Source organism: Sphingomonas parva (ex Maeng et al. 2020) (genome assembly GCF_004564275.1).
GTDB classification, from domain to species: Bacteria; Pseudomonadota; Alphaproteobacteria; order Sphingomonadales; family Sphingomonadaceae; genus Allosphingosinicella; species Allosphingosinicella parva.
Genome location: NZ_SPDV01000022.1, coordinates 23,760 through 49,707, shown reverse-complemented (window position 1 = coordinate 49,707; position 25,948 = coordinate 23,760). Strand labels below are relative to the sequence as shown.

At 69.8% G+C, this 25,948-nt stretch carries 28 protein-coding genes, 1 tRNA gene and 2 riboswitches; of the genes, 18 read left to right on the top strand and 11 right to left on the bottom strand.

Features of this window, described 5'->3' with window-relative positions; all coding sequences use genetic code 11:
* The first annotated feature begins 22 nt into the window (after positions 1–22).
* From folK to E2493_RS12905, 4 genes are all read left to right on the top strand, one after another.
* Positions 23–532 (top strand): 2-amino-4-hydroxy-6-hydroxymethyldihydropteridine diphosphokinase, encoded by a 510-nt coding sequence (gene folK, locus E2493_RS12920; protein ID WP_135087412.1) that lies wholly within the window; start codon positions 23–25, stop codon positions 530–532.
* A gap of 19 nt (positions 533–551) precedes the next feature.
* Positions 552–627, top strand: a tRNA-Lys gene (locus tag E2493_RS12915).
* A 183-nt stretch (positions 628–810) separates the two neighbouring features.
* Positions 811–1,740: a CPBP family intramembrane glutamic endopeptidase gene (locus tag E2493_RS12910; protein ID WP_191992995.1), complete on the top strand. Its 930-nt coding sequence runs from the start codon at positions 811–813 to the stop codon at positions 1,738–1,740.
* A gap of 153 nt (positions 1,741–1,893) precedes the next feature.
* Entirely contained in the window at positions 1,894–2,814 is a 921-nt protein-coding gene (locus E2493_RS12905) for a hypothetical protein (protein WP_135087411.1), read from the top strand.
* 15 nt (positions 2,815–2,829) lie between these two features.
* Here the strand turns inward: E2493_RS12905 and E2493_RS12900 are convergent, their stop codons facing one another.
* Complete coding sequence (locus E2493_RS12900; RefSeq protein ID WP_135087410.1) at positions 2,830–4,080, bottom strand: glycoside hydrolase family protein; 1,251 nt, start codon at positions 4,078–4,080, stop codon at positions 2,830–2,832.
* 204 nt (positions 4,081–4,284) lie between these two features.
* Positions 4,285–4,455 carry a hypothetical protein gene (locus E2493_RS21255; RefSeq protein ID WP_167737518.1) on the bottom strand — a complete coding sequence of 57 codons (171 nt, stop codon included), beginning with the start codon at positions 4,453–4,455 and terminating at the stop codon, positions 4,285–4,287.
* Positions 4,456–4,894: 439 nt separating this feature from the next.
* On the opposite strand from E2493_RS21255, the gene E2493_RS12895 reads away from it, so the two are divergent.
* The 3 genes from E2493_RS12895 to E2493_RS12885 all read left to right on the top strand — a co-directional run bounded on the left by E2493_RS12895 (position 4,895) and on the right by E2493_RS12885 (position 6,664).
* Entirely contained in the window at positions 4,895–5,713 is an 819-nt protein-coding gene (locus tag E2493_RS12895; RefSeq protein ID WP_135087409.1) for a PEP-CTERM sorting domain-containing protein, read from the top strand.
* Between the two features lie 80 nt (positions 5,714–5,793).
* Positions 5,794–6,402 (top strand): phosphatase PAP2 family protein, encoded by a 609-nt coding sequence (locus tag E2493_RS12890; RefSeq protein ID WP_135087408.1) that lies wholly within the window; start codon positions 5,794–5,796, stop codon positions 6,400–6,402.
* A gap of 19 nt (positions 6,403–6,421) precedes the next feature.
* Positions 6,422–6,664 (top strand): hypothetical protein, encoded by a 243-nt coding sequence (locus E2493_RS12885; RefSeq protein ID WP_135087406.1) that lies wholly within the window; start codon positions 6,422–6,424, stop codon positions 6,662–6,664.
* 163 nt (positions 6,665–6,827) lie between these two features.
* On the opposite strand, the gene E2493_RS12880 is transcribed toward E2493_RS12885, so the two are convergent.
* From E2493_RS12880 to E2493_RS12850, 7 genes are all read right to left on the bottom strand, one after another.
* Positions 6,828–7,421 carry a DUF938 domain-containing protein gene (locus E2493_RS12880; protein ID WP_135087404.1) on the bottom strand — a complete coding sequence of 198 codons (594 nt, stop codon included), beginning with the start codon at positions 7,419–7,421 and terminating at the stop codon, positions 6,828–6,830.
* A gap of 4 nt (positions 7,422–7,425) precedes the next feature.
* Positions 7,426–8,991 carry an aminomethyl-transferring glycine dehydrogenase subunit GcvPB gene (gene gcvPB, locus E2493_RS12875; protein WP_135087402.1) on the bottom strand — a complete coding sequence of 522 codons (1,566 nt, stop codon included), beginning with the start codon at positions 8,989–8,991 and terminating at the stop codon, positions 7,426–7,428.
* A complete protein-coding gene (gene gcvPA, locus E2493_RS12870; protein ID WP_135087400.1) occupies positions 8,988–10,346 on the bottom strand; it encodes an aminomethyl-transferring glycine dehydrogenase subunit GcvPA in 1,359 nt (452 codons plus the stop codon). Before gcvPA ends, gcvPB begins: the two co-directional genes overlap by 4 nt.
* Positions 10,347–10,478: 132 nt before the next feature.
* Positions 10,479–11,264 carry a class I SAM-dependent methyltransferase gene (locus tag E2493_RS12865; RefSeq protein WP_135087398.1) on the bottom strand — a complete coding sequence of 262 codons (786 nt, stop codon included), beginning with the start codon at positions 11,262–11,264 and terminating at the stop codon, positions 10,479–10,481.
* Complete coding sequence (gcvH, locus tag E2493_RS12860; protein ID WP_135087396.1) at positions 11,261–11,632, bottom strand: glycine cleavage system protein GcvH; 372 nt, start codon at positions 11,630–11,632, stop codon at positions 11,261–11,263. The genes E2493_RS12865 and gcvH overlap by 4 nt, the downstream gene beginning before the upstream one ends.
* Entirely contained in the window at positions 11,629–12,744 is a 1,116-nt protein-coding gene (gcvT, locus tag E2493_RS12855; RefSeq protein ID WP_135087394.1) for a glycine cleavage system aminomethyltransferase GcvT, read from the bottom strand. Before gcvT ends, gcvH begins: the two co-directional genes overlap by 4 nt.
* A gap of 57 nt (positions 12,745–12,801) precedes the next feature.
* Positions 12,802–12,917: riboswitch (glycine riboswitch) on the bottom strand.
* Positions 12,918–13,016, bottom strand: a riboswitch (glycine riboswitch).
* Between the two features lie 57 nt (positions 13,017–13,073).
* Entirely contained in the window at positions 13,074–13,712 is a 639-nt protein-coding gene (locus E2493_RS12850; protein WP_135087392.1) for a hypothetical protein, read from the bottom strand.
* A gap of 143 nt (positions 13,713–13,855) precedes the next feature.
* Between E2493_RS12850 and ispH the strand changes: the two genes are divergently transcribed.
* Both ispH and rnhA read left to right on the top strand, forming a co-directional pair.
* Positions 13,856–14,806, top strand: coding sequence for a 4-hydroxy-3-methylbut-2-enyl diphosphate reductase (gene ispH, locus E2493_RS12845; RefSeq protein ID WP_135087390.1), 951 nt, complete (start codon positions 13,856–13,858; stop codon positions 14,804–14,806).
* 15 nt (positions 14,807–14,821) lie between these two features.
* Positions 14,822–15,262 carry a ribonuclease HI gene (gene rnhA, locus E2493_RS12840; RefSeq protein WP_135087388.1) on the top strand — a complete coding sequence of 147 codons (441 nt, stop codon included), beginning with the start codon at positions 14,822–14,824 and terminating at the stop codon, positions 15,260–15,262.
* Between the two features lie 22 nt (positions 15,263–15,284).
* On the opposite strand, the gene E2493_RS12835 is transcribed toward rnhA, so the two are convergent.
* Both E2493_RS12835 and E2493_RS12830 read right to left on the bottom strand, forming a co-directional pair.
* Positions 15,285–16,385 (bottom strand): NAD(P)/FAD-dependent oxidoreductase, encoded by a 1,101-nt coding sequence (locus E2493_RS12835; RefSeq protein WP_135087386.1) that lies wholly within the window; start codon positions 16,383–16,385, stop codon positions 15,285–15,287.
* Complete coding sequence (locus E2493_RS12830) at positions 16,382–17,314, bottom strand: alpha/beta hydrolase (protein WP_135087384.1); 933 nt, start codon at positions 17,312–17,314, stop codon at positions 16,382–16,384. The genes E2493_RS12835 and E2493_RS12830 overlap by 4 nt, the downstream gene beginning before the upstream one ends.
* A 51-nt stretch (positions 17,315–17,365) precedes the next feature.
* Between E2493_RS12830 and E2493_RS12825 the strand changes: the two genes are divergently transcribed.
* The 9 genes from E2493_RS12825 (at position 17,366) to E2493_RS12785 (ending at position 25,934) form a co-directional block, all read left to right on the top strand.
* The gene (locus E2493_RS12825; protein ID WP_135087447.1) at positions 17,366–17,836 is read left to right on the top strand and encodes an A24 family peptidase; all 471 of its coding nucleotides are present in this window, start codon (positions 17,366–17,368) and stop codon (positions 17,834–17,836) included.
* 48 nt (positions 17,837–17,884) lie between these two features.
* Positions 17,885–18,955 carry a Flp pilus assembly protein CpaB gene (gene cpaB, locus E2493_RS12820; protein WP_135087382.1) on the top strand — a complete coding sequence of 357 codons (1,071 nt, stop codon included), beginning with the start codon at positions 17,885–17,887 and terminating at the stop codon, positions 18,953–18,955.
* A 1-nt stretch (position 18,956) separates the two neighbouring features.
* A complete protein-coding gene (locus E2493_RS12815) occupies positions 18,957–20,507 on the top strand; it encodes a type II and III secretion system protein family protein (protein WP_135087380.1) in 1,551 nt (516 codons plus the stop codon).
* A 32-nt stretch (positions 20,508–20,539) separates the two neighbouring features.
* Entirely contained in the window at positions 20,540–21,178 is a 639-nt protein-coding gene (locus E2493_RS12810; RefSeq protein WP_135087378.1) for a CpaD family pilus assembly protein, read from the top strand.
* Positions 21,178–22,482 (top strand): pilus assembly protein CpaE, encoded by a 1,305-nt coding sequence (locus E2493_RS12805; RefSeq protein WP_135087376.1) that lies wholly within the window; start codon positions 21,178–21,180, stop codon positions 22,480–22,482. Before E2493_RS12810 ends, E2493_RS12805 begins: the two co-directional genes overlap by 1 nt.
* A 33-nt stretch (positions 22,483–22,515) precedes the next feature.
* Positions 22,516–23,496 carry a type II secretion system F family protein gene (locus E2493_RS12800; RefSeq protein WP_135087374.1) on the top strand — a complete coding sequence of 327 codons (981 nt, stop codon included), beginning with the start codon at positions 22,516–22,518 and terminating at the stop codon, positions 23,494–23,496.
* 14 nt (positions 23,497–23,510) lie between these two features.
* On the top strand, positions 23,511–24,506 hold the full coding sequence (locus E2493_RS12795; RefSeq protein ID WP_167737517.1) for a type II secretion system F family protein: 996 nt from the start codon (positions 23,511–23,513) through the stop codon (positions 24,504–24,506).
* A 129-nt stretch (positions 24,507–24,635) separates the two neighbouring features.
* On the top strand, positions 24,636–24,884 hold the full coding sequence (locus E2493_RS12790; protein ID WP_135087372.1) for a hypothetical protein: 249 nt from the start codon (positions 24,636–24,638) through the stop codon (positions 24,882–24,884).
* 117 nt (positions 24,885–25,001) lie between these two features.
* The gene (locus tag E2493_RS12785; RefSeq protein ID WP_135087370.1) at positions 25,002–25,934 is read left to right on the top strand and encodes an MlaD family protein; all 933 of its coding nucleotides are present in this window, start codon (positions 25,002–25,004) and stop codon (positions 25,932–25,934) included.
* The last annotated feature ends 14 nt before the right edge of the window (positions 25,935–25,948 follow it).

Sequence of the window (25,948 nt, the reverse complement as noted above, 5' to 3'; positions counted from 1 at the left end):
CGGCTCGTCTAGGCGCGCCTCGATGGCGAAAACAAGCTACCTGGTGGCGCTCGGCTCCAACCGGCGGCACGGCGCGCACGGCGCGCCGGCCGGCGTGCTGCGCGCCGCCATCGCCGCAATGGCGGCCGTAGGGATCGAGGTCGAGCGTGTCTCCGCGATCCGCACCACGCCGGCGCTGGGTCCGGCGGGGCGCGGCTTCGCCAACGCCGCCGTCCTCGTCGCCAGCCGGCTCGGACCGCCGGAGCTGCTCGCCCTGCTGAAGCGCATCGAGCGCAGCTTCGGCCGCCGCGCCGGCCGCCGCTGGGGGCCGCGCGTGCTCGATCTCGACATCATCCTGTGGTCCGGCGGCTGCTGGGCCGAGGGCGCCCTCACCCTCCCCCATCGCGAATTCCGCAAGCGGCGTTTCGTGCTCGATCCGCTCGCCGAGGTCGCGCCCGCTTGGCGGGACCCTCTGACCGGTGCGACCGTCCTCCAGCTCCGCCACCGCCTGGCGCGCGCCGCGCCGGTTGACCGCGGCCCCGCCCGCTCCTAGGGGGACGGAACCCGGGCACGGGCCGTTAGCTCAGTCGGTAGAGCAACTGACTTTTAATCAGTAGGTCGCTGGTTCGAATCCAGCACGGCTCACCATCCCCTTTTTTTTTCGGCCGCGGCACGAAAATGACGCCTCGCCAGCCGATGCGCCGGCCTTGGCCGGTCCCCTCCCTGCTCCGCCGACCGACCGGCCTGCGTCGAGGGCGCTGGAAACACGCGGCCTCGGTGCTAGGCTGAGCCGGGAAGAGGGCCAAGGGGGGATTCGAATTGATCAAAGCAGTGACCTTTGGGCAGCCGGTGGAGCTCGGTGATCAGGGGGCCCTGAAGCCCGGCAGATTGCTCTGGCTGCGGAGCCTGCTCTGGCTCTTCGGCCTCGCCTTCCTCCTGGTGCTGGCGATCGGCTCGCTCGGCGAGTTCGCCAGGCGCGTTGTTCCCGCCAGTAACCTGCCGCTCCAGTTCGCGACGCAATGCGCGGGGGCGGCGATCGCGCTCGGCGCCTACATCCTCGCGGTCCGGCTGGTCGAGCGCCGCCGCGCGAGCGAGCTCGCCTGGCGGCCGGCGCTTGCCGAGCTCGCGATGGGCCTTCTCGTCGGGCTGCTGATGTTCGCCGCCGTGATGGCCATCCTGATCGGCGGCGGCCTCTACGAGATCACGATCAACGGCGCGAACCCGGCGTGGCGGGCGGGCGGCGCCGCGATCATGTCGGGCGTGCTGGAGGAGCTGATCGTCCGCGGCGTCATCCTAAGATTGCTGTGGCGCGGCTTCGGTCCGGTCGTGGCCTTCGTCGTCTCGGCGGCGCTGTTCGGCGCGGGGCACCTCCCCAACGCCAATTCGAGCCTCTTCGCCGCCCTGTGCATCGCGATCGAGGCGGGGGTGATGCTCGGCGCCTTCTACGCACTGACCGGCCGGCTCTGGGTCTCGATCGGGGTCCACGCCGCCTGGAACTTCACCCAGGGCTATGTCTTCGGCGCCGCCGTCTCGGGCACCGATTTCGGCGCGTCGCTGGCAACCAGCACGGCCATTGCCGGCTATCCGCACTGGCTGACCGGCGGCGCCTTCGGGCCCGAAGCGTCGCTGCCGGGACTGCTGGTGTGCAGCTCGGTCGGCTTTGCCGCCCTCTACGCGGCCTGGAAGGCCGGACGGTTCGCGGCGCCGCCCGCGGCCGAGCAGGACGCAACGCTGGCCGCACCGGCCGTCGCCGAGGGCTGACGCGTCCGCATCGATCGTCTCCTCTTCGGCGAGCCGGGTGAACGCCGCTGCTGCAAGAGCCGTTCCGGCCGGCGCTCGGCCCGGGCCACTCCCGAGACTGGCTCGAGGACGCGCGGCGTGGCAGCCTCGCATGCAGATCGTGGGAGATCCTTGATGTCGATCGTACACCGTTCTCGCCGATTGCGTCTGCCTGCGCTCGCCGCGCTGCTTGCTGCTCCCGCCGCGGCGCCCGCGGCGGATCTGACCGTCGATGCCGCCAGCGACTTCGTCGTGGAGGTCACGATCAACGGCCAGCCCGCACGGCTGCGGGTCGATCCCGAGACTCCCGGGTTCGTGATCATGAACCCGGACGCGATCGCCCGGCTCGGCATCAAGCCGTCGCTCCTGCCGGTCGTCAGCCGCACCGGGCCGGTGAAGCTCAAGGGCCGCACCAAGGTGGCTCGTATCGGCCTCGCCGGGACGAGCTTCGAGCGCCGCCTCGCCTGGACCGAGCGCAAGGCGGTCGACGGCGCCGACGGCCTGATCGGCCCGGAAGAGCTGCCGTTCGACGCCGTCACCTTCCGCTGGCGCGAGGGCCCGTCCGCCGCATCGCCGGTGGTGCTGCCGCTGGAATTCAGCAATGCCTGGGGGCTCCATCATCCGTATCAGGACGGCGGCGCGGTGGTGCGCGTCCAATTCTCGATGGTGAAGCCGGAAAGCCTCGCGACCGCCTCGGCGGGGGCGCTGCTCGCCGCGAGCCACGGCGGCCGCTGGACCGGCGAGGTGGCGAGCCGGATGATCGAGTTCGACATCCAGCGTCCCACCAGGCCGATGACGCTCGCCCGCCCGCTCCTGTTCGATGGCTTCGCGATCCGCGGCTTTCGCGTCAGGACCGGCGATCATCGCGGCGATTATGCACTGCCTGTCGACGACGATCCCGATCCGAACGAGATCGTCGTCACCGCCACCTCTCCCAAGCGCCAGAAGGCGGTGCTGGTCGTCACCGTCGGCCGCGAGCGGCTCTCCGGCTGCAGCCGCATGACCGTGCGGCGAAAGCCCCGCACGGTCACGCTCGAATGCCCGCCGGATGGCTGAGCCGGAGACGGCCCGTCAATGCCAATCGTCGTCGGGACGCGGCGCGACCGCCTTGGCCGCCGCGACGATATCGGCGAGGTTCACCGGGCTGTCGTAGGGAACGGCATCCAGCTCGGTGACGCGGTTGAGGCGATGCTGCCAGCGGCGCAGCGCCTCGACATAGGGCGGATAGGGTGTCCGCATCAGCGATCCGTCGGGCAGCCGCTCGAGATCGGCGATGCCGTTGTGCAGCCACTCGCCATTGTGCCAGTCCGGCATGTCGACCGCGGGAAACAGGCAGATGCCGTGCAGGTCTACGCCGCGATTGACCGCCGCGAGACTCTCCGAGACGACGTCGTTCAGCCAGTCGGGCCGGCCGCCCTTCAGCCCCGACGTCTCGGCGACGATCGTCGGCCGGCCGTAGCGCTTCCAGCCTTCCTCGATCAGGTCGCACAAGGGGCGGATGCGGGGATCGCCGGGCTCGAGCGCCGCATGCGGGCCTTCCGGGCGATATTCCATCTGGCCGAAGCTGTAGTTGTTGAAGCCGACGATATCGAGCACGTCCGGCGCGCCGCCGGCTTCGGGATGACGGCGCCCGCCGATGACGTCGAAGGCGAAGAAGGCGTCGTCATAGGTCTCGCGCCACGCTTCGTCGGCAAGATCGGGGCGGTCGCGCGGCGGTACGACCAGGATCAGCGGATCGATATGGATCATCCGCGCGTCGGGGACGACCTCGCGTATCGCTTTGACCGCCGCGATGTCGGCCTTGCACATCGCCAGGGTGAGGCGGCGGCGGGTCTCGCGGTCGCGGCCGAACGGCGCCGCCCAGCCCCATTCGCCCGCCATGTAGCCGAAGAAGGTGATCTCGTTCATCGGCGTGAAGAAGGCGGGGCCGTGATGCGCCCGCGCCGTCACATATTCGGCTGCGGCCCGCGCATAGGCGGCGAAGCGCGGCGCGAAATCGTCGCCGAAGGGGTCGAGATCGTCGGGATAGCCATAATGGCAAAGGTCCCAGATCGGCAGGATGTCGTGGCGGCGCTGCGCATCGAGGAACGCGTCGATACAGCCGAAACAGTAGCGGCCGCGGCGGTCGACCATCGGCCATGGGATGCCCTCGCGCGCGACGGCGATGCCGAGCGAGCGGAGCAGCCGGTAATCCTCGTCGGCGTGAAGCTGGTGCTGGGTCTCGGCGCACAGGTCGCGTCGGCCGGCATCCTTCCACAGGAAGGTCGAGCATTCGAAGCCGGACAGGAAGAAGGTGGGGAAAAGCGCCTGCCGGCCGTTCATTGCATTTCTGCCCGTCGTTTCTGGCTAGAAACGGGATCGCGCGGGCGGCGTTCCAGCGGACCCGCAAGGCGGACGGCTGCTGCGGCAGGGCGGCGGGCAGGAACGGCGCCCCATCGCACCGCGGCGGACGCGCAGGAAAGCCGGGAAGGAACCGCCCGGCGGCGGCATCAGCGAAGCTTCGCGCGCCCCCCGACGCGCGAGACCTCAGCCGTGCGCGAGGACCGATCCGAGATCGCGCTGATATTGTTCGGCGAGCTGCGCGAACGATTCCGCCAGCGCGCTACGGCGGGCCTGCGCCTCGGGGGTTACGGCGCGGGCCGCGGCCCGGCGCTCTTCGCTCGCACGACGCACATAATATCTGTAGTTGGATTCCATCTACCCCGCTCCCCAGCGATGGCGATTGCTAACATAGGTCAGCAACCGGTGGAAGCGGTCCGCCATGTGCTCGTCGCGCCCACGCCTCCACTTGGCCAGTATAGAGACTTATCCACAGCGATTTGCGATTCCGGATATCTACGTACCGAAGCTTGCGCCTGTTGCCGGTAAGACTTGGTTTACCGGCGCGTTTCGATTGAAAATGCACCGCTCGGGGCGAGTCGTCGTCCGGAGACGGGGCCGGCTCCGTCCTTGCGGGCAGAGGCGGCGATCTTCCTTCACCGCCGCTTTGCCCGCCGCTGCAGCAAAGTTGTTCCGATCTGGCACAAGGAAAATTGGCCGCGCCGTGCCCGGTGAAACTGTCGATTTCATCCGTTATCGCCGCTCGGCAGCGCTGCCCATGCCCCCGTCGGGCGGCCGCTGAAACAGGGAGAAGGTGATGATCAGTTGCTTCGACGGCGCGTTGCTTTGCCGCCGCCTGCTTGCCGGTAGCGCCGCTTTGGCCGCTCTGGCCGTTCCGCAGATCGCTTCGGCCAGCATCATTTACGAAGCGCCGATCTACGACACCGGCACCGGCTTCGGGAACGAGCCGCGGCTCCTCACCACGCAGGAGCGTGGTCCCCGCAAGGACGGCACCGAAAGCGCCTGCGTCGGCGTGCGCGGCGGCCAGACCAGCGTCGGCTCGCAGAACTGCATCAGCGACAGCCAGGTCTACAAGGGCAACGGCGTCACCAACCAGGGCGGCGACGAGGTCAATCCGCAGCGCGAGGGCAACAAATACGACACGCCGACGATCGGCGAGCTCGGCTTCAACGGCGCCGAGGATATCGGCCTGATCTTCAATGCCACCGAGCCGAGCGGCAACGCCGTCAGCATCGACGACGTCACCCTGAAATTCTATCTCGACGATCGCCTGCTCGCCGCGATCGACGGCAGCATGGCCTTCGATCCCACCGAGGCGGGCAACGGCGTCGCCGGCTTCCTGCTCTCGGTCGACGAGGAGCAGCAGGCCTATCTGAACTCGACCGTGTTCGGCCTCGGCGATTACAGCGCCGTTCGCCTCGCGCTGGAGACCACCATCTCCGGCATTGCCGGCGGGCCCGAGAGCTTCTGGGCCACCAACCTCAACCGCACGCCCTCCTCGACCGGCTCGACGGGATCGACCGGCGGCACGCCCGTTCCGGCCCCGGCCGCGTTCGGGCTGTTCGCGCTGGGCGCGCTCGGCATCGCGGCGGGCCGCCGCCGCCGCACGGCCTGACCGACCGGGGACGCCGCCCCCGCGTCCTGCGAGACGCGGGGACTGGACAGCCTCTTCCTTTCAGCCGACAGCCCTGATCGATGATCAGGCTGTCGGCTTCTTCTTTCGCGGCGATCCTGGCGCTGCTCCTCCTGTTCGTCGCTTTCCTGTTTGCCGGTGGTCCCGGCGCCGGGCTCGACCGCGCGATCCTGACCTCCGCCCAGCATGCCGCCCTGGTTCCGGCCGCACGGCTGGTCAGCGATCTCGGCAGCTGGATCGCGGTGCTGATCGCCGCCGCCGCCGGCGCGGCCTGGCTGGCGTTGCGCCGCCGCTATCGCGACGCCCTGGTCCTGATCGTCCTGATGGTCGGCGAGCGGCCGCTCGTCGAACTTCTCAAGGAAGCCTTCGATCGCGCCCGACCCGACCCGCACGGCCATCTCGTCGCCGTTCAGAGCATGGCCTTCCCGAGCGGCCACGCCGCCAACGCCATGACCCTCGGCCTGGGCCTCGCCCTCCTCGTCGCGCACGGGCGCTGGCGCGTGCCGGCGATTGCGCTCGGCCTGCTCTACGCCCTGCTCGTCGGCGGATCGCGGCTCGTGCTCGGCGTGCACTGGCCGTCCGACGTAGCGGGCGGCTGGACGTTCGGCGTGGCCTGGACCCTGCTTCTCGTCGGGTTCGGCAAAGGAACGTCTGCTCCGCGGGATCATTGATTCGCTGAAGGAGAGCGACATGAGTGATCGTAACGACCGCGGCGCCGACCGCGCCGAAACCGCCCGCCGGAGCGACGACAGCGACATCATCGACACGGTGGAGGACGCCCCCGCCTTCGGCGGCTCGCACGGCGGCAACCTCCAGCGCGATATCGGCGCGCGCGACGAGGTAAAGGAAGAGGTGGGCGAAGGCGACGGCGTCACCCGCGTCCGCGACAGCGACAAGCCCGAGCAGGCCAATCTGCCGCGTTTCAATCCATAGGCTTCGAGCCGTTAGCCGGCTCGGCAGCCGTCATCCCGGCGAAGGCCGGATCTCGTGGAGAGCCAGCTGCGGCGCTGATGGAAGGCTCCATGAGCGCCAGTGCTGGTGCTCGCCGAGATTCCGGCTTTCGCCGGAATGACGGATCGGGCCCAGCACTGGATCGTCAGCCCCGCCGGAACACGATCGTCAGATTGTTCGCCGGCATCTCGACCAGCCGCTCGAAGCGGAGCCCCCTCGCCTCCGCCGCCGCCGTCACCTCGGCCAGGTCGCGCAGGCCCCAGTCCGGATCGCGCGCCTTCAACGACTCGTCGAACGCCTCGTTCGACGGCGCCGTCGGCACCTCCGCCCGGCGGTAGGGCCCGTAGAGGATCAGCGGACCTCCCGGCGGCAGCAGCCGCCCGGCGCCGCGCATCAGCCCTTCGGTCGCCGACCAGGGGCTGATGTGCACCATGTTGATGCAGACGACCGCATCCGCACGATCCGCCTGCCAATCCTCGGCGGCGGCGTCGATCGCGAGCGGCGCCAGCAGGTTGCCGAGCCCCTCCGCGCCGCGCCAGGCAGCGATCGACGCACGCGCCTGCTCGTCCGGATCGCTCGGCTGCCAGATCAGCTCCGGAAAGGCACGGGCGAAGTGCACCGCATGCTCGCCGGTTCCGCTCGCGACCTCGAGCACGACGCCGCGCGCGGGCAGCTCCTCGCGCAGCACCGCGGCAATCGGGTCGCGGTTCCGCGCCGCGGCCGGAGCGCTGCGCTTCATGCGCCTATTCCGCCGCCGCCGCCTGCGCCGGTTCCTTCCAGACCAGGACCGGCTTGCGCGCGGCCTGGGTCTCGTCGAGCCGGCGGCGCGGCGCGTGGATCGGCGCAGCCTTCAGGCTTTCGTCGCCGGCCTTCGCCCGCTCCGCCACCGAGCGCAGGGCCCCGATCAGCTGGTCGAGCGCGGCCTTGCTCTCGGTCTCGGTGGGCTCGACCAGCATCGCGCCGTGCACGACCAGCGGGAAGTACATGGTCATCGGGTGGAAGCCCTCGTCGATCAGCGCCTTGGCGAGATCGAGCGTGCTCAGCCCCTCGGCGAAGCCTTTGTCGCTGAACAGCGCCTCGTGCATGCACGGCCCGCTGGCGCCGAACGGCGCGTCGAGCACGTCCTCCAGGCTGCGCAGGATGTAGTTCGCGTTGAGCACGGCATCGCCCGAGACCTGGCGCAGGCCGTCGGCGCCGTGGCTGAGGATGTAGGACAGGGCCCGGGTGAACATCCCCATCTGGCCGTGAAAGGCGGTCATCCGGCCGAAGCTCGATGCATGATGCTCGCCGGCGGTCTCTTCCTCCACCAGCACGAAATGCTCGCCCTGCTTTTCGACGAAGGGCAAGGGCGCGAACGGCGTCAGCGCCTCGGAGAACACCACCGGCCCCGAGCCCGGCCCGCCGCCGCCGTGCGGGGTGGAGAAGGTCTTGTGCAGGTTGATGTGCATCGCGTCGATGCCGAGGTCGCCCGGCCGAACCCGGCCGACGATCGCGTTGAAGTTCGCGCCGTCGCAATAGACCAGCCCGCCGGCCGCATGCACGGCGTCCGAGATCGCGATCATGTCCGGCTCGAACAGGCCGCAGGTGTTCGGATTGGTGATCATCACCGCCGCGACGTCGGGGCCGAGGCGCGCCTTCAGCACCTGGAGGTCGACCCGGCCGCGATCGTCGGCCGGAATGCTCTCCACCCGGTAGCCGACGAAGGCCGCAGTCGCGGGATTGGTGCCGTGCGCGCTCTCCGGCACCAGGATCACCTCGCGCGCGTCGCCCCGCGCCTCGAGCGCGGCGCGGATCGCGAGCAGGCCGCAAAGCTCGCCGTGCGCGCCCGCCTTCGGGCTCATCGCCACCGAATGCATGCCGGTCAGCTTGACCAGCCAGCCGCCGAGCTCCGCGATCAGCTCCAGTGCGCCCTGGACGGTGTCGACCGGCTGGAGCGGATGGATGTCGGCGAAGCCGGGAAGCCGCGCCATCTTCTCGTTGAGCCGCGGATTGTGCTTCATCGTGCACGAGCCGAGCGGGAAGATGCCGAGGTCGATCGCGTAATTCTGCCGGCTGAGGCGGGTATAGTGGCGCACCGTCTGCGGCTCGGAGAGGCCGGGGATGCCGATCGGCCGATTGCGCTCGAGCCCGCCGAGGCGGCTCGCCACTCTCGGCGCGTCCTCGATGTCGACGCCGGTGCCGCTCTCCTCGCCCATCTCGAAGATCAGCGGCTCCTCGAGCATCAGCGCCCGGTTGCCGGTCCAGGTCGCGGTCGCTTCGCCGGCGGCGGCCTCGGGGCGGGTCGGGCGTCCTTCGCGGTTCATGCTCATGCCAGGATCTCCTCGAGGGCGCCGCTCAGCGCCTCGACATCTTCATCGGTGCTGGTTTCGGTGACGGCCACGACGAGGCCATTGGCGAGCGCGTCGGCGCCCGGATAGAGCCGACCGAGCGAGACGCCGCCGAGGATGCCGCGCTCGGCGAGCGTGCGGACCACCGGCCGTGCCTCCTTCGACAGGCGCAGGGTGAATTCGTTGAAGAAGCTCCCGCTCACCAGCTCGACGCCGGGCACCCTGGCGAGCCGCTCGGCGGCGCGGACCGCCTTGGCGTGGTTGAGCTCGGCGAGGCGCCGAAGGCCGGTCTCGCCCAGCAGGGTCATGTGCACCGAGAAGGCGAGCGCGCACAGGCCGCTGTTGGTGCAGATGTTCGACGTCGCCTTCTCGCGCCGGATGTGCTGCTCGCGGGTCGAGAGGGTGAGGACTAAGCCGCGCTTGCCCTCGGCATCGACGGTCTCTCCGGCCAGGCGGCCGGGCATCTGGCGAACATATTTGTCGCGGGTCGCGAACAGGCCGACATATGGGCCGCCGAAGTTCAGGCCGACGCCGATCGACTGCCCTTCGCCGACGACGATGTCGGCGCCCATCTCGCCCGGCGCGCGGATCAGGCCGAGCGCGACCGGCTCGGTCACCACGGCGATCAGCAGCGCACCGGCGGCATGGGCACGCTCGGCGAGCTCCGAGAGATCGGCGATGCGGCCGAGGATGTCGGGATATTGGACGACCACGCAGCTCGTCTCCGCGTCGATCGCGTCCAGCAGCCGCGCAATGTCGGGCTCGGCCCCGAGCTCCGGCAAGGCGGTGTCGAGCACGTCGCCGGTGAAGCGCGCCATCGTCTTCGCCACCGAGACGTAATGCGGGTGGAGCCCGCCCGAGAGCAGCGCCTTGGTGCGGCGGGTGATCCGCCGCGCCATGCCGATCGCTTCCCAGCAGGCGGTCGAGCCGTCGTACATCGAGGCGTTGGCGACGTCGCAGCCGTAGAGCCGCGCGACCTGGGTCTGGAACTCGAACAGCGCCTGCAGCGTGCCCTGGGCGATCTCGGGCTGGTAGGGCGTGTAGCTGGTCAGGAACTCGCCGCGCTGGATGATATGGTCGACGCTGGACGGGATGTGGTGCTTGTAGGCGCCGCAGCCGAGGAAGAAGGGCACCTCGCCGGCGACGAGGTTCCTGCGCGCCATCGCGGAGAGCTGCCGGTCGACCGAGAGCTCGGTCGCGTGGTCGGGCAGGCCGTCGATCTTCGCGGCGAGCCGGGCCGCCTCGGGCACGTCGACGAACAGCTCCTCGACCGAGGAGGCGCCGATCGTGCGCAGCATCTCGCGCCGGTCGGCTTCAGCTAAAGGCAAATAGCGCATTCGGATCCGCTTTCGTCTGCAACAGCCTCTCCCTCGCGGGAGCGCCTGGTGAGGGGAGTGTTCGAGAGGTCGCGAAGCAGCCCCCCCGGACCGCGACCCGACCATCCCTCCCGTGCCGGGAGGGGAAAAGCGTCAGACCGGCTTGCGCATCGAGAAGCGCAAGCGGACATAGTCGGCGACCCAGCTGCCGTCCGGCTGCTGGAGGGCCGGCCGGAGCCGCTCCTCGATCGCCGCCGCGACCTCGTCCCGCGCCTCCTCCGGCACCTCGGCCACGTCCAGCCAGCCGCTGCGGAAGGTCCGCACCCAGCCGGCGACGCCGGTGGGAAGCGGCGTCGGCCGGGCGATCAGATGGGCCTGGATCTGCTCGAAGCCGGCACAGGCGTAGAGCCGCACGAACTCCTCGACCGAGGGATACCATTGCGGATCCTCGCCCGGAATCGGATAGCCGCGGGCATTGAGCTCGTCGCGAATGCCGGCGCGGAGCGCAGAGATATTGCCCTCCCCGCCCATCTCGCCGACGAACCGGCCTCCCGGCTTCAGCACCGAGAACACCCCGCCCGCGACCGCATCGGGATCGAGCATCCAGTGCAGCGCGGCGTTGGAGAACGCCGCGTCGAACTGGCCGAAGCGCGTCGCCTGGCCGTCGAGGTCCAGGGCATGGGCATCGGCGACAAAGGCGTCGACGCCGCGCGCCCGCGCCGCCTCGACCATCGCTTCCGACGCATCGAGGCCGATCACCCGCGTGCCGCCGGCCATGATCTTCTGGGTGAGGACGCCGTCGCCGCAGCCCAGGTCCAGGATCATCTCGCCCGGCTGGGGCGCGAGCAGCTCCAGGGCCGCCGAGCCCAACGCCGGCACGAAGGCGGCGTTGGTGGCGTAATCGGTCGGGGACCAGCGGGAGGACGCGTTAATGGTCACTGGTTCTCGCAAAAGGCTTTGTACGCCTCAGCGTCCATCAAGCCGTTGAGTTCCGAAGGATTCGAAAGCCTCAGCCGAAAGAACCAGCCGGCGCCTTCCGGATCGCTGTTGACCAGCGAAGGGTCGTCGGACAGCGCCTGGTTCGCCTCGGTCACCTCGCCGGTCACCGGCGCGTAGACGTCGGACGCGGCCTTCACCGATTCGACCACCGCCGCCTCGCCGCCCTTGGTCACCTGGCGACCGGCGTCGGGAAGCTCCACGAAGACGATGTCGCCGAGCTGACCCTGGGCGAAATCGGTGATCCCGACGGTGGCGGTGTCGCCCTCGATCTGAATCCACTCATGCTCTTCAGTGTAATGCACGGTCATTGGCCGGCTCCCTTGCGGTGGTATTTGTGGGGGACGAACGGCATCGGCGCCACTTTCGCCTCGAAGATCTTGCCGCGCTGGGCAAGACGGATCGCGCTGCCCGGCTCGGCCGAGGCCGCCGGCACATAGGCCATGGCGATCGGCGCCTCGAGCATCGGCGAGAAGCCGCCGCTGGTCACCTTGCCGACCTCGTTGCCCTCGTCGTCGACGACCATCGCGCCCTCGCGCACCGGCTGCCGGCCCTCGACCGTCAGCCCGACGCGGCGGCGGATCGGGCCGTTCTCGAGCTCGGCGGCGATCCGGTGCCAGCCGGCGAACCCGCCCTCGCTGCGGCGACGCTTGGAGATGGCGAAGCCGAGGTCGGCCTCGACCGGGGTGGTGCCGGTGTCCAGATCGTGGCCGTAGAGCGGCAGGCCGGCCTCGAGGCGCAGCGAGTCGCGCGCGCCGAGGCCGATCGGCTTCACCTCCGGCTGGTCGGCGATGAGGTCGGCGATCTCCACGACGCGGTCCGCCGGGACGGAAATCTCGAAGCCGTCCTCGCCGGTATAGCCCGAACGGCTGATCCACGCCGTCACTCCGCCGATCTCGAACGCGCCGCCGGTCATGAAGCCGAGCGCATCGACCCCGGAGGCGAGGCGCGCGAGCGTCGCGGCGGCCTTCGGTCCCTGCAGCGCGAGCAGCGCCTGCTCCTTCATGTAATCGAGCGTCACGGTGCGCGGGAGCCGCTCCTGGAGGTGGGCGATATCGCCTTCCTTGGTCGCGCCGTTCACGACCATGTAGAAATGGTCGCCGCGACGGGTGACCATCAGATCGTCGATGATCCCGGCGTCGTCGGTGAGCAGCAGCGAATAGCGCAGCCGGCCGTCCTTGAGGATCGAGAGATCGGCCGGGAGCAGCGTCTCGAGCCCGGCCTCGGCCTCGGCGCCGCGCAGGATGATCTGCCCCATGTGGCTGACGTCGAACAGGCCGGCGGATTCGCGCGTCCAGCGATGCTCGGCGATGATCCCCTCATATTGGATCGGCATGGCATAGCCGGCGAACGGGACCATGCGGGCGCCGCGGGCGCGATGCCAGGCGTCGAGGGGCAGAAGGCTTCCGGTGGCGTCGCTCATGTCCAGTCTCCAGGGCGCTGCGGCTTCGGGCGCGGCTCGGCCGTCCCTGGTCGCGATACGTCCCCCTCTGTCACTGGACCTGAGAGCTTTCCCCGCCGTCGCCGAGGCCAAGGCGGGTTACCCCTTCGGTGGTCCGCCGACGCCGATGGCCGCCGGACGCTTTCCAGAGTGTCTGTGCCCGTGCGGTCCCGTTTGCCTGAGAGATTCCGGGGCGGTTGCTCCTTCGGCGGCGACCGGCCTCACGACCTGCCGCGCTCTCCCGCACGTGCACCGGCGTCTCCGCCGGCGACCGGGCTGCCTTGAAGGCTCGCCCGGTGCAAGTCAACGGCTCATCGCGTCGCGTTGTAGGCGAGCTGCGCCTCGGTCAGCTGGAAGCCGACCAGCACCTCGAAGCTGGCGCGGCGGACCGCTTCGCGCACCGTCGGATCGGCCAGCGGATCGACTGCCGCGTCGGGATCTCCGGGCTTGCGCTCGCGGGTCACCTGGCGGCGGATGTCCTCGGGCAAGGTCGCTGCGGAGCGCAGCACCGAACCGGTGGCGGTGCCGGTCGCGGTGGCGCGCAGCTGGCCGTCCTCGAAACGCAGGCCGACGCGGCTGACGCTCTTCGAGACGACGTTGGTGCCGCCCTGCACGACGACGGCGAAATAGGGCAGCACGACCTCACGGGCCCCGGAGGCGTCGCGGCGCTGGCCGCGGATCTCGAAATTCACCGTGCTGACGATGTTCTCGCCGCTTTCGTCGCAGGTCGAACGGACGTTGGTGATGTGCGCGACGACGTCGATCGCGCTGGCGTCGCGGCTGTTCTCCGGGTTGAACAGGGTGATGTCCCCCGTCGACGCCGGAATGCCGACCGCGGGGCAGGCCGAGCGGGTGACGGTGATTCCGGTGGCGGTCAGCTGGCCGTCGGACGAGCAGCCGACGATGGCCAGCGGAAGGAGGGCGGCAACCGCCGCTTTGCACTTGAACACAGGCTATGGATCCTCATTTCCCCGGGGGCGGGCCGGCGGATCATAGGAAGCGGGTTTCGCCGAAGCAAGCAAGGAACCGGCCGCGGCCGGGCCGGGTCACGTGCCAGTGGACGCGGCGGCTTGCCCCGAATAGAGGCTCGACCATGGCGACGAAACCACCCCTTCATCTTCTGATCGCGGCGCCGCGCGGCTTCTGCGCCGGCGTCGACCGCGCGATCCGGATCGTCGAGCTCGCGCTCGAGCGCTACGGCGCACCGGTCTATGTCCGCCACGAGATCGTCCACAACAAATTTGTCGTCGATACGCTGAAGGCGAAGGGCGCGGTGTTCGTGCGCGAGCTCGATCAGGTGCCGGACGGCGTGCCGGTGGTCTTCTCCGCCCATGGCGTGCCCAAGGCGGTGCCGGCCATGGCGGCCGAGCGCGGCCTCGATTTCCTCGACGCCACCTGCCCCCTCGTCTCCAAGGTCCATCGCCAGGCCGAACGGCTGGTCGAGGGCGGCCGCCACATCCTCTTCATCGGCCATGCCGGCCATCCGGAGGTGATCGGCACCTTCGGCCAGGTCCCGGAAGGGCAGATGACCCTGATCGAGACGGCCGAGGACGCGACCCGGATCACGCCGGCCGATCCCGGCAACCTCGCCTTCCTCACCCAGACCACCCTCTCGGTCGACGACACGGCCGAGATCGTCTCGATCCTCGAACGCCGCTTCCCCGAGATCAAGGGGCCGCGCGGCGAGGACATCTGCTACGCGACCTCGAACCGCCAGGCCGCGGTCAAGGACATCGCCCGCACCTGCGATGCGGTGCTGGTGATCGGATCGACCAAGAGCTCGAACTCCTTGCGCCTCGTCGAGGTCGCCGAGCGCGAGGGCGTGCGCGCCCGGCTGATCGCCCGCGCCGACGAGATCGATCTCGCCTGGCTCGACGGCGTCCGCACCCTCGGCCTCACCGCCGGCGCCTCGGCGCCGGAGACCCTGGTCCGCGAGGTGGTTGATTTCCTCTCGGCCCATTTCGAGGTCAGCGAGGAAGAGGCTGCCGGCGTCGTCGAGCGGATGGTGTTCAAGCTGCCCCGCGGCCTCGAAGCCGCCGCCTGAGCTTCGGGATCCGGAATGACGAGTGTCGAGATCTTCACGGACGGCGCGTGCAAGGGCAATCCGGGTCCGGGCGGCTGGGGCGCGATCATCCGCTCCGGCCCGCACGAGAAGGAGCTTTCGGGCGGGGAGCCGGTCACCACCAACAACCGCATGGAAATGATGGCGGCGATCCGTGCTCTCCAGGCGCTGAAGCGGCCCTGCGACATCGTCCTTCACACCGACAGCGTCTATCTCAAGGACGGCATCACCAAGTGGATTCACGGCTGGCGCCGCAACGGCTGGAAGACTGCCGATCGCAAGCCGGTCAAGAATGCCGAGCTCTGGCAGGAGTTGCTCGACGCAGCCGAGCCGCACCGGATCGACTGGCGCTGGGTGAAGGGCCATGCCGGCCACCCCGAGAACGAGCGCGCCGACCGGCTCGCCTGCGACGCCGCGGTGCAGTTCGTGAAGCGCTAGCTGCAGCGGCAGCGTCTCCCCTTCAGCCGCCGCTGACGAATCGCTCAGGCGAATAAAGCTCGGGGTCGATGCCGGCGATCATCGGATCGGGATCGCGGTCGAGCAGCAGCGCGGCGGCGAGCTTGGCCGCCGCCGGGGCGGTCTGAATGCCGAAGCCGCCCTGCCCGGCGAACCAGAAGAAGTCGCGGCGGCGCGGTGCGAAACCGTAGACCGGCACCCGGTCGGGGGCGAAGGTCCTGAGGCCGGCCCATTTGTGCTCGACCCGCTCGATCGTCCAGTCGACCACGCTCTCCAGCCGCTCGATCGCGATTGCGACGTCGAGCTCGTCCGGCGCGCAGTCGCACGCCGCCATCGCCGTCTCGTCGTGCGGGCTCAGCCAGATCCGGCCGCCCGCCTCCGGCTTGAAGTAGAAACGCCCGAGAGCGTCGATCACCAGCGGCAGGTCGGCCGGCGCGGGCGGGTCGACGCGCAGCTGGGCGACGGTGCGGCGGTAGGGCTGGATGCCGATCGGCGCGAGGCCGGCGCGCCCCGCCACCTCGTCCGCCCAGGCGCCGGCCGCGTCGACCAGAATGTCGGCGATAAAGGTCCCGGCACGAGTTTCGATCACCCAGGCGCCGTCCTCCCGCGTCGCCCGCTCGACTCGCGCGCCGGTGACGAGCTGAGCCCCCTCTCCCCGGGCCTGCTTCAGGTAGCAAGCGTGGAGCGCGGCGACGTCGATGTCGGCGCAGGTCGGCTCGTACAGTCCGTCGCGCCACGCCGGGCGCAGCCCGGGAACCCTTGCTTCGAGAGCGCTCCGCCCGAGCCGCTCGAGCTCCACGGCGCCGCCGAGCTCCCGCGCCAGCGCGTCGAGCGGCGCGGAGTCGCCGGCCGCGATGTGCAGCCCGCCCCGCGGTCCGAGGAAGCCACGCTCCTCGAGCCACGGCCCGGAGGCGGTGGTCAGCGGCTGGACGGCCGGGCCGCCATAGGTCTCCGACCAGAAGGCGGCCGAGCGTCCGGTGGAATGATAGCCCGGCTGCTCCTCCGCCTCGAGCAGCAGCACCGAGACCTCGCCGGCGATCTCGGCGGCAAGGCTCGCGCCGGCGATGCCGGCGCCGACGATCGCCACGTCCGCGCGCCGGCTCACGCCCCCGCCTTCCGCGCCAGGAAGTCGTCGATCGCGGCGAGCGCCTCGAGCCGGACCGGATCCGCCTCGCGGAGGATCTCATGCCCTGCGTCGGGGAACATCAGCAGCTCGGCGCCGGGGATGGTCGCCGCCGCCTTGCGGATGGCCGTCGGGCTGACCAGCCGGTCGCGCGCCGTGGCGACGAGCAGCACCGCCACCTCGATCCCGGCGAGCCGATCGCGGGTGAGCGCCGCCGAGGAGCGGAAGGCGGCGCGCACCCAGCCCCAGCTCGGGCCGCCGAGATTGTAGCCGGGCTCCTTCTGCCACCAGTAGAGCTCGTCCGAATAGCGCTCGGGGCAGCCGGTCAGGATCGCCTGGCGCGGCGATCCGGTCGGCGGCAGCGGCGAGACTCCGCGCAGCAACGGCACTTTGCCGAAGCCGATCGCGGTCATGCCGGCGGCGATCCAGGCCGCTGCCCAGGCGGGAAAGGGCGCGCTGTTGACCATCAGCATCGGCGCGACCAGCACCGCGGCGTCGAGCGCCGGGCGGCGCTCGGCCAGCACCCGTGCCAGCACGTGTCCGCCCATCGAGTGGGCGATGACGACGTGCGGCCCGGGCGCCTCGCGGCGCCAGTCCTCGATCAGCGCGGCGAGATCGTCGACCAGCACGTCGAGGCTGTCGAGATGCCCGCCGGCGATGTCGCCGCGCGAGCCGCCCTGGCTGCGCCAGTCGAACGAGGTCACCCGCCAGCCCTGGGCGCGCCAATGCCCGAGCGGCTCGACATATTTCTCGATGAAGTCGCCGCGGCCGCCGGCGAAGAGCAGGCTGCCTCTCGCCGCGTCGGGAAGCGACCAGTCGATCCGGCGGTAGCTCCAGCCGTCCGGGGCCTGCCAGCGGCTCAGCCGGGCGTCCGCGGGAAGAGCGCGGCGATCGATCGCGAGGCTGTCCATTCCGGGGGCAGTTACGGTTTTGTAAGCAAGCCCGTCTAGTAGCCGTTGACCATGTGGCAAGAATTTTCCTGGTTCCTGATCGGACTGCTGGCCGCGGCGCTCGTCGCGGCGGCGATCGGCGATTGGCGCAGCCGGATCATTCCCAACCGCCTGAACGCGATGATCGCCCTGCTCGCCATTCCGTATTGGTGGACGAGCGGCCTCGGCCTGTGGCCGGGCGTGGCGCTGCAGCTGGGCGTCGCCGCCTTGGTCTTCGGCGCCTTCTTCATTCTCTTCTATTTCGACTGGATGGGCGGCGGCGACGTCAAGATGGCCGGCGCCGTGGCGCTCTGGCTCCCCGCCCCCGCCATTCTCCAGCTGCTGGTGATCATGTCGATCGCCGGCGGCGTGCTCACCCTCGCGCTGCTGATCCCGCACCGGATCGCCCGTGCGGCGGGAAATCCTGAAATTCCTTATGGAATTGCAATCACGTTCGCCGGCCTTTGGATAATCGGCGAACGCTTCCTTAACCAATTTGTCTGATGATCGAGCCTGCTTTTCGAAAGAAGCGGGCAGGAGGCGAGTGCCGTCATGGATGTTAAGAAGCTCATGCTGCTGGTCGGCGCCCTGGTCGTCGCCGCGGTGACGGCCGTCACGGCCCGCAACATGTTCAGCGGAGCGAGCGCGCCCCAGGCCGCCGCGACTCCGGCCGTGCCCGTCGGCCCGGAAGTGCTGGTCGCCACCCGGCCGCTGCCGGTCGGCACGATCATCGACGCCGAGGCGCTGCGCTTCCAGCTCTGGCCGAAGGGCCTCGTCCAGCCGGCCTATTTCATCAAGGGCGGCGCCGGCGCAAACCCGGCCGATCTGATCGGCACCGTGGTCCGCAACGAGATCTCCGCCGGCCAGCCGATCACCACCGGCTCGCTGATCAAGCCCGGCGAGCGCGGTTTCCTCGCCGCCGCGCTCGGCGCCGGCATGCGCGCCGTCACGGTCGCCGTCTCGGCGACGAGCAGCGTCGCCGGCTTCGTTTTCCCGGGTGACCGGGTCGACATCGTGCTGACCCAGGAGATCGACGGCGACGGTCCGCCGCTCAAGGTCTCGGAGACCGTTGTCCGCAACATCCGCGTCCTCGCCACCGACCGCAAGATGAGCGCGCCCAAGGGCGAGGACGGCAAGCCCGTCGTCCAGGACATCTCGCTGGTCACGCTCGAGGTCACGCCGAAGATCGCCGAGAAGGTCGCGGTCATGCAGACGATCGGCAGCCTCTCGCTGTCGCTGCGCTCGATCGCCGACAATTCGGCCGAGCTGGAGCGCGCGATCGCCGCCGGCGACGTCACCATCCCCGAGAATGCCGATCCGAAGGCCGAGAAGCAGATGCTGCTCGCCATCTCCAATCGGCCGATCGACAGCAATCCCACCTTCACCGTGGGCGCCGACGTGTCGCGCTTCCAGCGCAGCTCGGTGCCGGCGAAGAAGGGCGATCAGCCCGACAAGGCGGATCGCGACCCGCGCGACCGCGTGGCCGACGCCCTGGTCGCTCTCGCGGACCGCGGCGGACAGCCCGCGGGCGGCGCCGGCGCTGCGCCCGCCAGGCCGACCGGCCCGGTCGTCCGTGTCGCCCGCGGCAACAGCGTCACCCTCGTTCCGGTCGGAGCCAAGTAAGATGACCAAGCGCTTCCTCACCCAGGGCGCCCTCACCGCGCTCGCCGCCGCTCTGGCCGCGATCGGCGCCTCTGCGCCCGCCCGGGCCCAGGTTCCGCCGCCGGCCGGCACGGTTCGCCCGGCCACCGACGTTGCCCTCTCGGTCGGCACCGGTCGGATGGTCCGCCTCAGCGGGACGATGACCGACCTGTTCGTCGCCAACGACGCCATCGCGGACGTCCAGGTGCGCTCGGCCAACCAGATCTACATCTTCGGCAAGTCGGCCGGCGAGACCTCGGTCTACGCCACCGACCGCGCCGGACGGACGATCTGGTCCGCCAACGTTCGCGTCGGCACCAACATCGGCTCGATCGACGATCTGCTGCAGGCCGCGATGCCGGACGCGCAGATCCAGGCGCGCCCGATCAACGGCATGGTCCTGCTCACCGGCACGGTCGCCGCGCCGGCCGACGTCGAGGAGGCGAGCCGCCTCGTCCAGGCCTATGTCGGCCAGGGCACGCAGGTGATCAGCCGGCTCAAGACCGCGACTCCGCTTCAGGTCATGCTCCAGGTCCGCATCGCCGAGGTCAGCCGCTCGCTGATCCGCAACATCGGCGTCAATCTCGCGACTCGCGACACGACCGGCGGCTTCCTGTTCGGCCTGATGCGCGGCAATCCGGGCACGATCTCGACCAACGTCGGCACCACGATCGATCCGGTCACCGGAGCGGGTCCCGGTGCGACCAAATATCTGATGCAGCAAGGGCCCGGAACGACGCTCGGCGCCGCCGGTCGGCTGTTCGGCCTCGATGTTCTCTCGAGCGCCAATCTGCAGGAGAACGACAACCGCGTCCGCATCCTGGCCGAGCCGAACCTCACCGCTTTGTCGGGCGAGACGGCGAGCTTCCTCGCCGGCGGCGAGTTCCCGATCCCGATGGCCTCGGGCATCAACGGCACCTCGGTCGAGTTCAAGCAATATGGCGTCAGCCTCGCCTTTACCCCGTTCGTGCTCGAAGGCGGCCGCATCTCGATGCGCGTCCGTCCGGAAGTCTCCGAGCTGAGCCCCGAGGGCTCGGTCCAGATCGGCGGCTTCACCATCCCGGGCCTCACCACCCGGCGGGTCGAGACGACGGTCGAGCTCGGCTCCGGCCAGAGCTTCATGATCGGCGGTTTGCTGCGCAACAATTCGACCAACTCGATCGACAAGGCGCCGGGGCTCGGCAGCGTGCCGATCCTCGGGGCGCTGTTCCGCTCGAACAACTTCCGCCGCAACGAGACCGAGCTGGTCATCGTCGTCACGCCCTATCTCGTCCGCCCGGTCAACGCGGGCCAGATCGCGCTTCCGACCGACGGCTCGACCCTTCCCAACACCGCCGAGCGCGTGCTGCTCGGAACGGCCGAGACGGGCGTCAGCGGCGCGCGGCGCCCTGCCCCGCAGGTCGTCGAGGGCGGCACCGCCGGCCCGGGCATCGCTTCGGCGCCAACGCCGGCGCCGGCTCCCGCGACCAGCCGTCCCGCCCCGAGCCGCACCGCGCGCTCCGAGCCGGCCGCGGCGCCGGGCTTCAGCTTCTGATGTACGCGACTGATCGAAAGGACAGCAGATCCATGGTTCGCAGCAAGTCCCTCGTCGCGGTGATCGCGTTCGGAGCCGCCGTCTCGGCCTGCAACGGCGGCGGCCAGCGAGTGGAGGCCGTTCCCAATCGCCTCCTCGATTCGGTGAACCAGCCGGTCGTCGAGCGCAGCGACTTCGTCTTCGACGTTTCCGGCGGTGACGCCGGCCTGGCGGCGTCCGAGAAGGAGCGCCTGCGCGAATGGTTCAAGACGGTCGGTCTCGGCTATGGCGACCGCGTCTTCGTCGACGAGCCGAACCCGACCCGCAGCCGCGCCGACATCGCCCGCGTCACCGCGGAGTTCGGCCTGCTGCTCAGCGAGGGCGCGCCGGTCACCGCCGGCTCGGTCCGACCTGGCTCGTCGCGCGTCGTCGTCTCGCGCAGCACCGCCCACGTGCCGGGCTGCCCGAACTGGAGCCCGACGGCGACCAGCGCCACGGGGTCCAACTACGGCTGTGCGATCAACTCGAATCTCGCGGCGATGATCGCGGATCCTGCGGACCTCGTCCTCGGCCAGAGCGGCAGCGGCACCGGCGACGCCACCGCGACCGCCAAGGCGATCAAGGTCTATCGCGACAAGGCTCCGAGCGGAACCGGTGCGCTGAAGAGCGAATCCAGCAAGGGTGGCAACTGATGAACGCGCCTTTCCATGGCAGCCGCGCCGCGGCGCTTCGTGATCCCTTCGCCGCCTTCGTCTGCGACGATTCCACCGCCGAGCTGCTCCGGCCGATCGCGGTCGAACACGGCTGGGCGCCGGAGAAGGTCAATCGCGGCGGCCTCCGCAACGCCATCCAGACCCTATCGGTCTCGGCCAGCCCGACGATCCTGTTCGTCGATCTCTCCGAATCCGGCGATCCGCTGAACGACATCAACGCGCTCGCCGAGGTCTGCGAGCCCGGCACGGTGGTGATCGCCGCCGGCCAGGTCAACGACGTGCGCCTGTACCGCGATCTGATCGCCTCGGGCATCCAGGACTATCTGCTGAAGCCGTTCACCGCCGATCACCTGCGCGACGCCTTCGCCAATGCCCAGATGATCATCTCGGGCCCGCGCGCGAGCGAGGCGAACGCCGACAAGCCGCACGTCATGGCGGCCGTGATCGGCGTCCGCGGCGGCGTCGGCGCCTCGACCGTCGCGACCTCGATCGCCTGGATGATGGGCGACAAGGGCGGCCGCTCGACGGCGCTGCTCGATCTCGACGTTCATTTCGGCACCGGCGCCCTGTCGCTCGACCTCGAGCCGGGCCGCGGCCTCACCGACGCAATCGAGAATCCGAGCCGCATCGACGGCCTGTTCATCGAGCGCGCGATGGTCCGCGCCAACGAGAAGCTCTGCGTTCTGTCCGCCGAGGCGCCGCTCAACCAGCCATTGCTCAACGACGGATCGGCCTATTACCAGCTCCAGGAGGAGATACGGAACGCGTTCGAGGCGACGATCCTCGATCTGCCCCGCTCGATGCTGGTCCAGCACGGCCACCTCGTCCACGAGGTCCATGCCGCGATCGTCGTCGTCGAGTTCACCCTCGCTGCGACCCGCGACGCGATCCGCATCCTCAGCTGGCTCAAGGCCAATGCGCCCCAGGCCCGGGTGATCGTGGTCGCCAATCGCGTGCCCTCGGGCGCGCAGGAGATCAGCCGCAAGGACTTCGAGCAGTCGATCGAGCGCAAGGTCGACGTCGTCATCCCGTTCGACGCCAAGGTCGCCGCCCAGGCTGCGAAGCTCGGCCAGCCGTTCGCCAAGATCGCGACCAGCTCGAAGCTCAACCAGCCGCTCGGCCAGCTCCTCACCGCCACCGTCGCGACGGTCGAAAACCCGGGCGAGACCGGCGAGGACGGCGCCGGCAAGCCGGCCGCGACCGCCGGATCTTTGCTCGAGAAGCTGAACCTGAAGACGATGCTGGCCAAGAAGCCGAAGCTGGAAAAGGCGAAGGCCGTCTGAACGGCGCGGCCTCACGCGAAGGGCGAGGAATAGATGGAGCTTAGCTTTCCAGTGCTGATCCTGGCCATGGGGCTGCTGGGCACGCTCGGCATCTTCGCCCTGGCCCTGAACGGCCCGTCCTCGGCCAAGGCGTCGCACCGGCGCCTCGAGAGCGTGCGCGAGCGGCACAGCCGCTCGAACGAGGTCGCCGCCCAGGCGCAGATGAAGCGCATTCGCCAGACGCGCAACGATTCCAAGATGGAAGGCCTCGCCCAGAGGCTGATCCCGAACCCCGCCCTGCTCCGCCAGCGGCTCGAGCAGACCGGCCGTTCATGGACGTTGCTGCACTACGTGCTCGCCACGCTCGGCCTGTTCGTCTTCGTCGCCGTGATGCTGACCCTGCGCGGCCTGCCGATCTATCTGGCGATCTTCGCCGGCCTGTTCGTCGGCATCGGCCTGCCGCATTTCGTCGTCGGCAAGCTGATCAAGCGCCGGGTCGCCCAGTTCACCGCCAAATTCCCGGACGCCATCGATCTGATGGTCCGCGGCCTGCGCTCGGGTCTTCCGATCACCGAGACGATGGGCGTTATCGCGGACGAGGTCCCCGGCCCGATCGCCGACGAATTCCGCACCGTCTCGGACAAGATGAAGATCGGCCGGACGATGGAGGTCGCGCTCGGGGAAGCCGCCGCGCGGCTCGGCACGCCGGAATTCCAGTTCTTCGTCATCACCCTCGCCATTCAGCGCGAGACCGGCGGCAACCTCGCCGAGACGCTCGGCAACCTCTCCGACGTGCTGCGCAAGCGCGCCGCGATGAAGCTCAAGATCAAGGCGATGTCTTCGGAATCCAAGGCTTCGGCGTGGATCGTCGGATCGCTGCCGTTCATCGTCTTCGCCCTGATCTGGTTCATCAACGGCGAGTACATGCAGAAGTTCTTCGTCGACGAGCGGCTGATCATCGCCGGCTGCGGCGGCCTCATGTGGATGGGGATCGGCGTGTTCATCATGGCCAAGATGGTCGATTTCGAGATCTAGGGCGGCGTAGCGACATGGCACCTCCACCAGCAACGGGCCCGACGGTGATGGGCATCGACGTGCTCACCGTGGCGACGTTCCTCGCCGCGATCGCGACCATGGCCGTGCTCGTCGCCATCTACGCGGCGACCACCGTGCGCGATCCGATGGCCAAGCGCGTCAAGGCCCTCAACGAGCGGCGCGAGCAGCTCAAGGCCGGCATCGTCACCGCCTCGAACAAGCGCCGGCGCAGCATCAGCAACCGCAACGAGGTCGGCGACAAGGTCCGCGGCATCCTCGGCTCGCTGAAGATGGTCCAGGACGAGCAGGTCAAGATCGCCCAGAAGAAGCTGATGCAGGCCGGCATCCGCTCCAAGGATCTCGCCTTCGTCGTCATCCTCGCCCGCCTGGTCCTGCCGCTCGTCCTCGGCACCCTGGTGATCCTCGGCGTCTATGTGTTCGACTGGCTGCCCGATTGGGGCGCGTTCAAGCGCTACGCCCTCGTCGCCGCCACCCTGATCGGCTGCTACAAGGCGCCCGATCTCTGGCTGAAGAACCGGGTCAACAAGCGCTCCGACGCGATCCGGAAGGGGCTTCCCGACGCGCTCGACCTGCTCGTGATCTGCGCCGAGGCCGGCCTCACCGTCGATGCCGCCTTCAACCGCGTCGCCCGCGAGCTCGGCAAGGCCTATCCCGAGCTCGGCGACGAGTTCGCCCTCACCTCGATCGAGCTCGGCTTCCTCACCGATCGGCGCCAGGCGTTCGAGAACCTCGCCAACCGCATCGATCTCGAGGCGGTGCGCGGCGTCGTCACGACGATGATCCAGACCGAGAAATACGGCACGCCGCTGGCCAGCGCGCTGCGCGTCCTCTCCGCCGAGTTCCGCAACGAGCGGATGATGCGCGCCGAGGAGAAAGCGGCCCGGCTGCCGGCGATCATGACCGTGCCGCTGATCCTGTTCATCCTGCCGGTGCTCTTCATCGTCATCCTCGGTCCGGCGGCCTGCTCGATCTCCGACTCGCTGCTCTGAGGTCTCGCCGCTGCCCTCGCGGCAGCGGCAACCGGCACGGGGGCGGAACAACCTGCCCCCCTCGCCCATTGATCCGCATCCCGTGCCTGATCGGCCCGGGCCTGGCGATCCTTGGTAGAGGAGCGAGCGGTGAACGCGGGCAGCTACAACGAATGGGTTCTCTACATCCTCATCTTCCTGTTCGGCCTCGTCGTCGGCATGGCGCTGATGGCCAACGGCAAGTGGAAGCGTCGCTATCGCGACGAGACGCGGCGCACGGCCGAGCTCCAGGCAGAGAACAAGCGCCTGCACGACCGGGCGACCGAGATGGACTCGCTCCGGCATGCGGCGGCGCGGGACGAGGAGCGCCGCCGGGTCGACGGCCCGGGGCCGCTTTAGGTCTCCTGAGACGCGGCCAAGGCCACCCTCTCTTTGGCGGGCATGGCTGAAATCTAGGGTTGGCGTCGGCGCCGCCGCTGGTGCACACAGGCGGCACCACCGGAGCAGCTCAGTCCCTTGGAAACGCGTTCGCACATCCTCCTCGTCTCGGCCGTCGTGCTGGCGTCGCTGGCCGCGCTGTTCGCGTTCGTCGTCTGGCTGACTCCCGACGACGGCCGCAAGGGTCCGCAATACGACATCCTGTTCGCCCAGTCGGTGGCCGGCCTCGTCGAGGGATCGGCGGTGACCTTCGCCGGCATTCCGGTCGGCCGGGTGCAGACGATCGGGCTGGAGCCGGGCAACCCGGGCCTGGTCCGTGTTCGCATCTCGATCACCGAGAAGGAGCTTCCGGTGCACGAGGGCACCCAGGCGACGCTGAAGGGCGATCTCGCCTTCGGCAGCGCCACCATCGACCTCGTGGCGCCCGATCAAGCCGGCCGCCCGATCCCGCTCAATGAGAACGGCGTCGGCCTCATCCCCGCCAAGAAGCCAGGCTTCGGCGAGCTTGCCGGCGATCCGGGGCCGCTGCTCGACCGGATCTCGCGCGGCACCGACATGCTGCTCGAGATGACCTCGCCCGAAGGGCAGAAGGCGATCGAGGCGAAGCTGGACGCCTCCGCCCAGGCGACCGCCGCGATGGCGCAGCAGTCGGCGGCGCTCGACGCCCGTATTGCGGGCACGCGGAGCGCGATCCGCAGCACCGCCTCGGCCGCCGACGCCTTCGCCGCCACCGCCCGCACCCGCGGCGCCCAGCTCCAGACGCGCGGCCGCGACAGCATCGGCCAGATCCGCGCGCGATCGGCCGCGGCGCGCGAGGCGATCAAGGGGCTCGACGCCAGCCTCGACGCCGCGCACGTACAGGTCGGCGCCTTTTCCGAGACCTCGACCGCGCTCGGCGAGAGCGCCCGCGGACTGCGCAGCCAGGTGGCCAAGGTCCAGGGCGCGGTGAAGGCCGTCGAGGACGGTGGCCTCGGCAGCCCCACCCTCCCCGACTACAAGCCGCGCGACTGAGCGCCGGGCGCCGC

What these genes read in the sequence shown, in the direction of transcription:
- E2493_RS12830 (WP_135087384.1), bottom strand. Translation starts at nt 17,314, where the DNA reads ATGGACAGCCTCGCGATCGATCGCCGCGCTCTTCCCGCGGACGCCCGG.
- E2493_RS21255 (WP_167737518.1), bottom strand. Translation starts at nt 4,455, where the DNA reads ATGGAATCCAACTACAGATATTATGTGCGTCGTGCGAGCGAAGAGCGC.
- gcvPB (WP_135087402.1), bottom strand. Translation starts at nt 8,991, where the DNA reads ATGAGCATGAACCGCGAAGGACGCCCGACCCGCCCCGAGGCCGCCGCC.
- gcvPA (WP_135087400.1), bottom strand. Translation starts at nt 10,346, where the DNA reads ATGCGCTATTTGCCTTTAGCTGAAGCCGACCGGCGCGAGATGCTGCGC.
- E2493_RS12890 (WP_135087408.1), top strand. Translation starts at nt 5,794, where the DNA reads ATGATCAGGCTGTCGGCTTCTTCTTTCGCGGCGATCCTGGCGCTGCTC.
- ispH (WP_135087390.1), top strand. Translation starts at nt 13,856, where the DNA reads ATGGCGACGAAACCACCCCTTCATCTTCTGATCGCGGCGCCGCGCGGC.
- E2493_RS12795 (WP_167737517.1), top strand. Translation starts at nt 23,511, where the DNA reads ATGGCACCTCCACCAGCAACGGGCCCGACGGTGATGGGCATCGACGTG.
- gcvT (WP_135087394.1), bottom strand. Translation starts at nt 12,744, where the DNA reads ATGAGCGACGCCACCGGAAGCCTTCTGCCCCTCGACGCCTGGCATCGC.
- E2493_RS12825 (WP_135087447.1), top strand. Translation starts at nt 17,366, where the DNA reads ATGTGGCAAGAATTTTCCTGGTTCCTGATCGGACTGCTGGCCGCGGCG.
- E2493_RS12900 (WP_135087410.1), bottom strand. Translation starts at nt 4,080, where the DNA reads ATGAACGGCCGGCAGGCGCTTTTCCCCACCTTCTTCCTGTCCGGCTTC.
- E2493_RS12800 (WP_135087374.1), top strand. Translation starts at nt 22,516, where the DNA reads ATGGAGCTTAGCTTTCCAGTGCTGATCCTGGCCATGGGGCTGCTGGGC.
- E2493_RS12880 (WP_135087404.1), bottom strand. Translation starts at nt 7,421, where the DNA reads ATGAAGCGCAGCGCTCCGGCCGCGGCGCGGAACCGCGACCCGATTGCC.
- E2493_RS12805 (WP_135087376.1), top strand. Translation starts at nt 21,178, where the DNA reads ATGAACGCGCCTTTCCATGGCAGCCGCGCCGCGGCGCTTCGTGATCCC.
- cpaB (WP_135087382.1), top strand. Translation starts at nt 17,885, where the DNA reads ATGGATGTTAAGAAGCTCATGCTGCTGGTCGGCGCCCTGGTCGTCGCC.
- E2493_RS12905 (WP_135087411.1), top strand. Translation starts at nt 1,894, where the DNA reads ATGTCGATCGTACACCGTTCTCGCCGATTGCGTCTGCCTGCGCTCGCC.
- E2493_RS12815 (WP_135087380.1), top strand. Translation starts at nt 18,957, where the DNA reads ATGACCAAGCGCTTCCTCACCCAGGGCGCCCTCACCGCGCTCGCCGCC.
- E2493_RS12810 (WP_135087378.1), top strand. Translation starts at nt 20,540, where the DNA reads ATGGTTCGCAGCAAGTCCCTCGTCGCGGTGATCGCGTTCGGAGCCGCC.
- E2493_RS12895 (WP_135087409.1), top strand. Translation starts at nt 4,895, where the DNA reads ATGATCAGTTGCTTCGACGGCGCGTTGCTTTGCCGCCGCCTGCTTGCC.
- gcvH (WP_135087396.1), bottom strand. Translation starts at nt 11,632, where the DNA reads ATGACCGTGCATTACACTGAAGAGCATGAGTGGATTCAGATCGAGGGC.
- rnhA (WP_135087388.1), top strand. Translation starts at nt 14,822, where the DNA reads ATGACGAGTGTCGAGATCTTCACGGACGGCGCGTGCAAGGGCAATCCG.
- E2493_RS12885 (WP_135087406.1), top strand. Translation starts at nt 6,422, where the DNA reads ATGAGTGATCGTAACGACCGCGGCGCCGACCGCGCCGAAACCGCCCGC.
- folK (WP_135087412.1), top strand. Translation starts at nt 23, where the DNA reads ATGGCGAAAACAAGCTACCTGGTGGCGCTCGGCTCCAACCGGCGGCAC.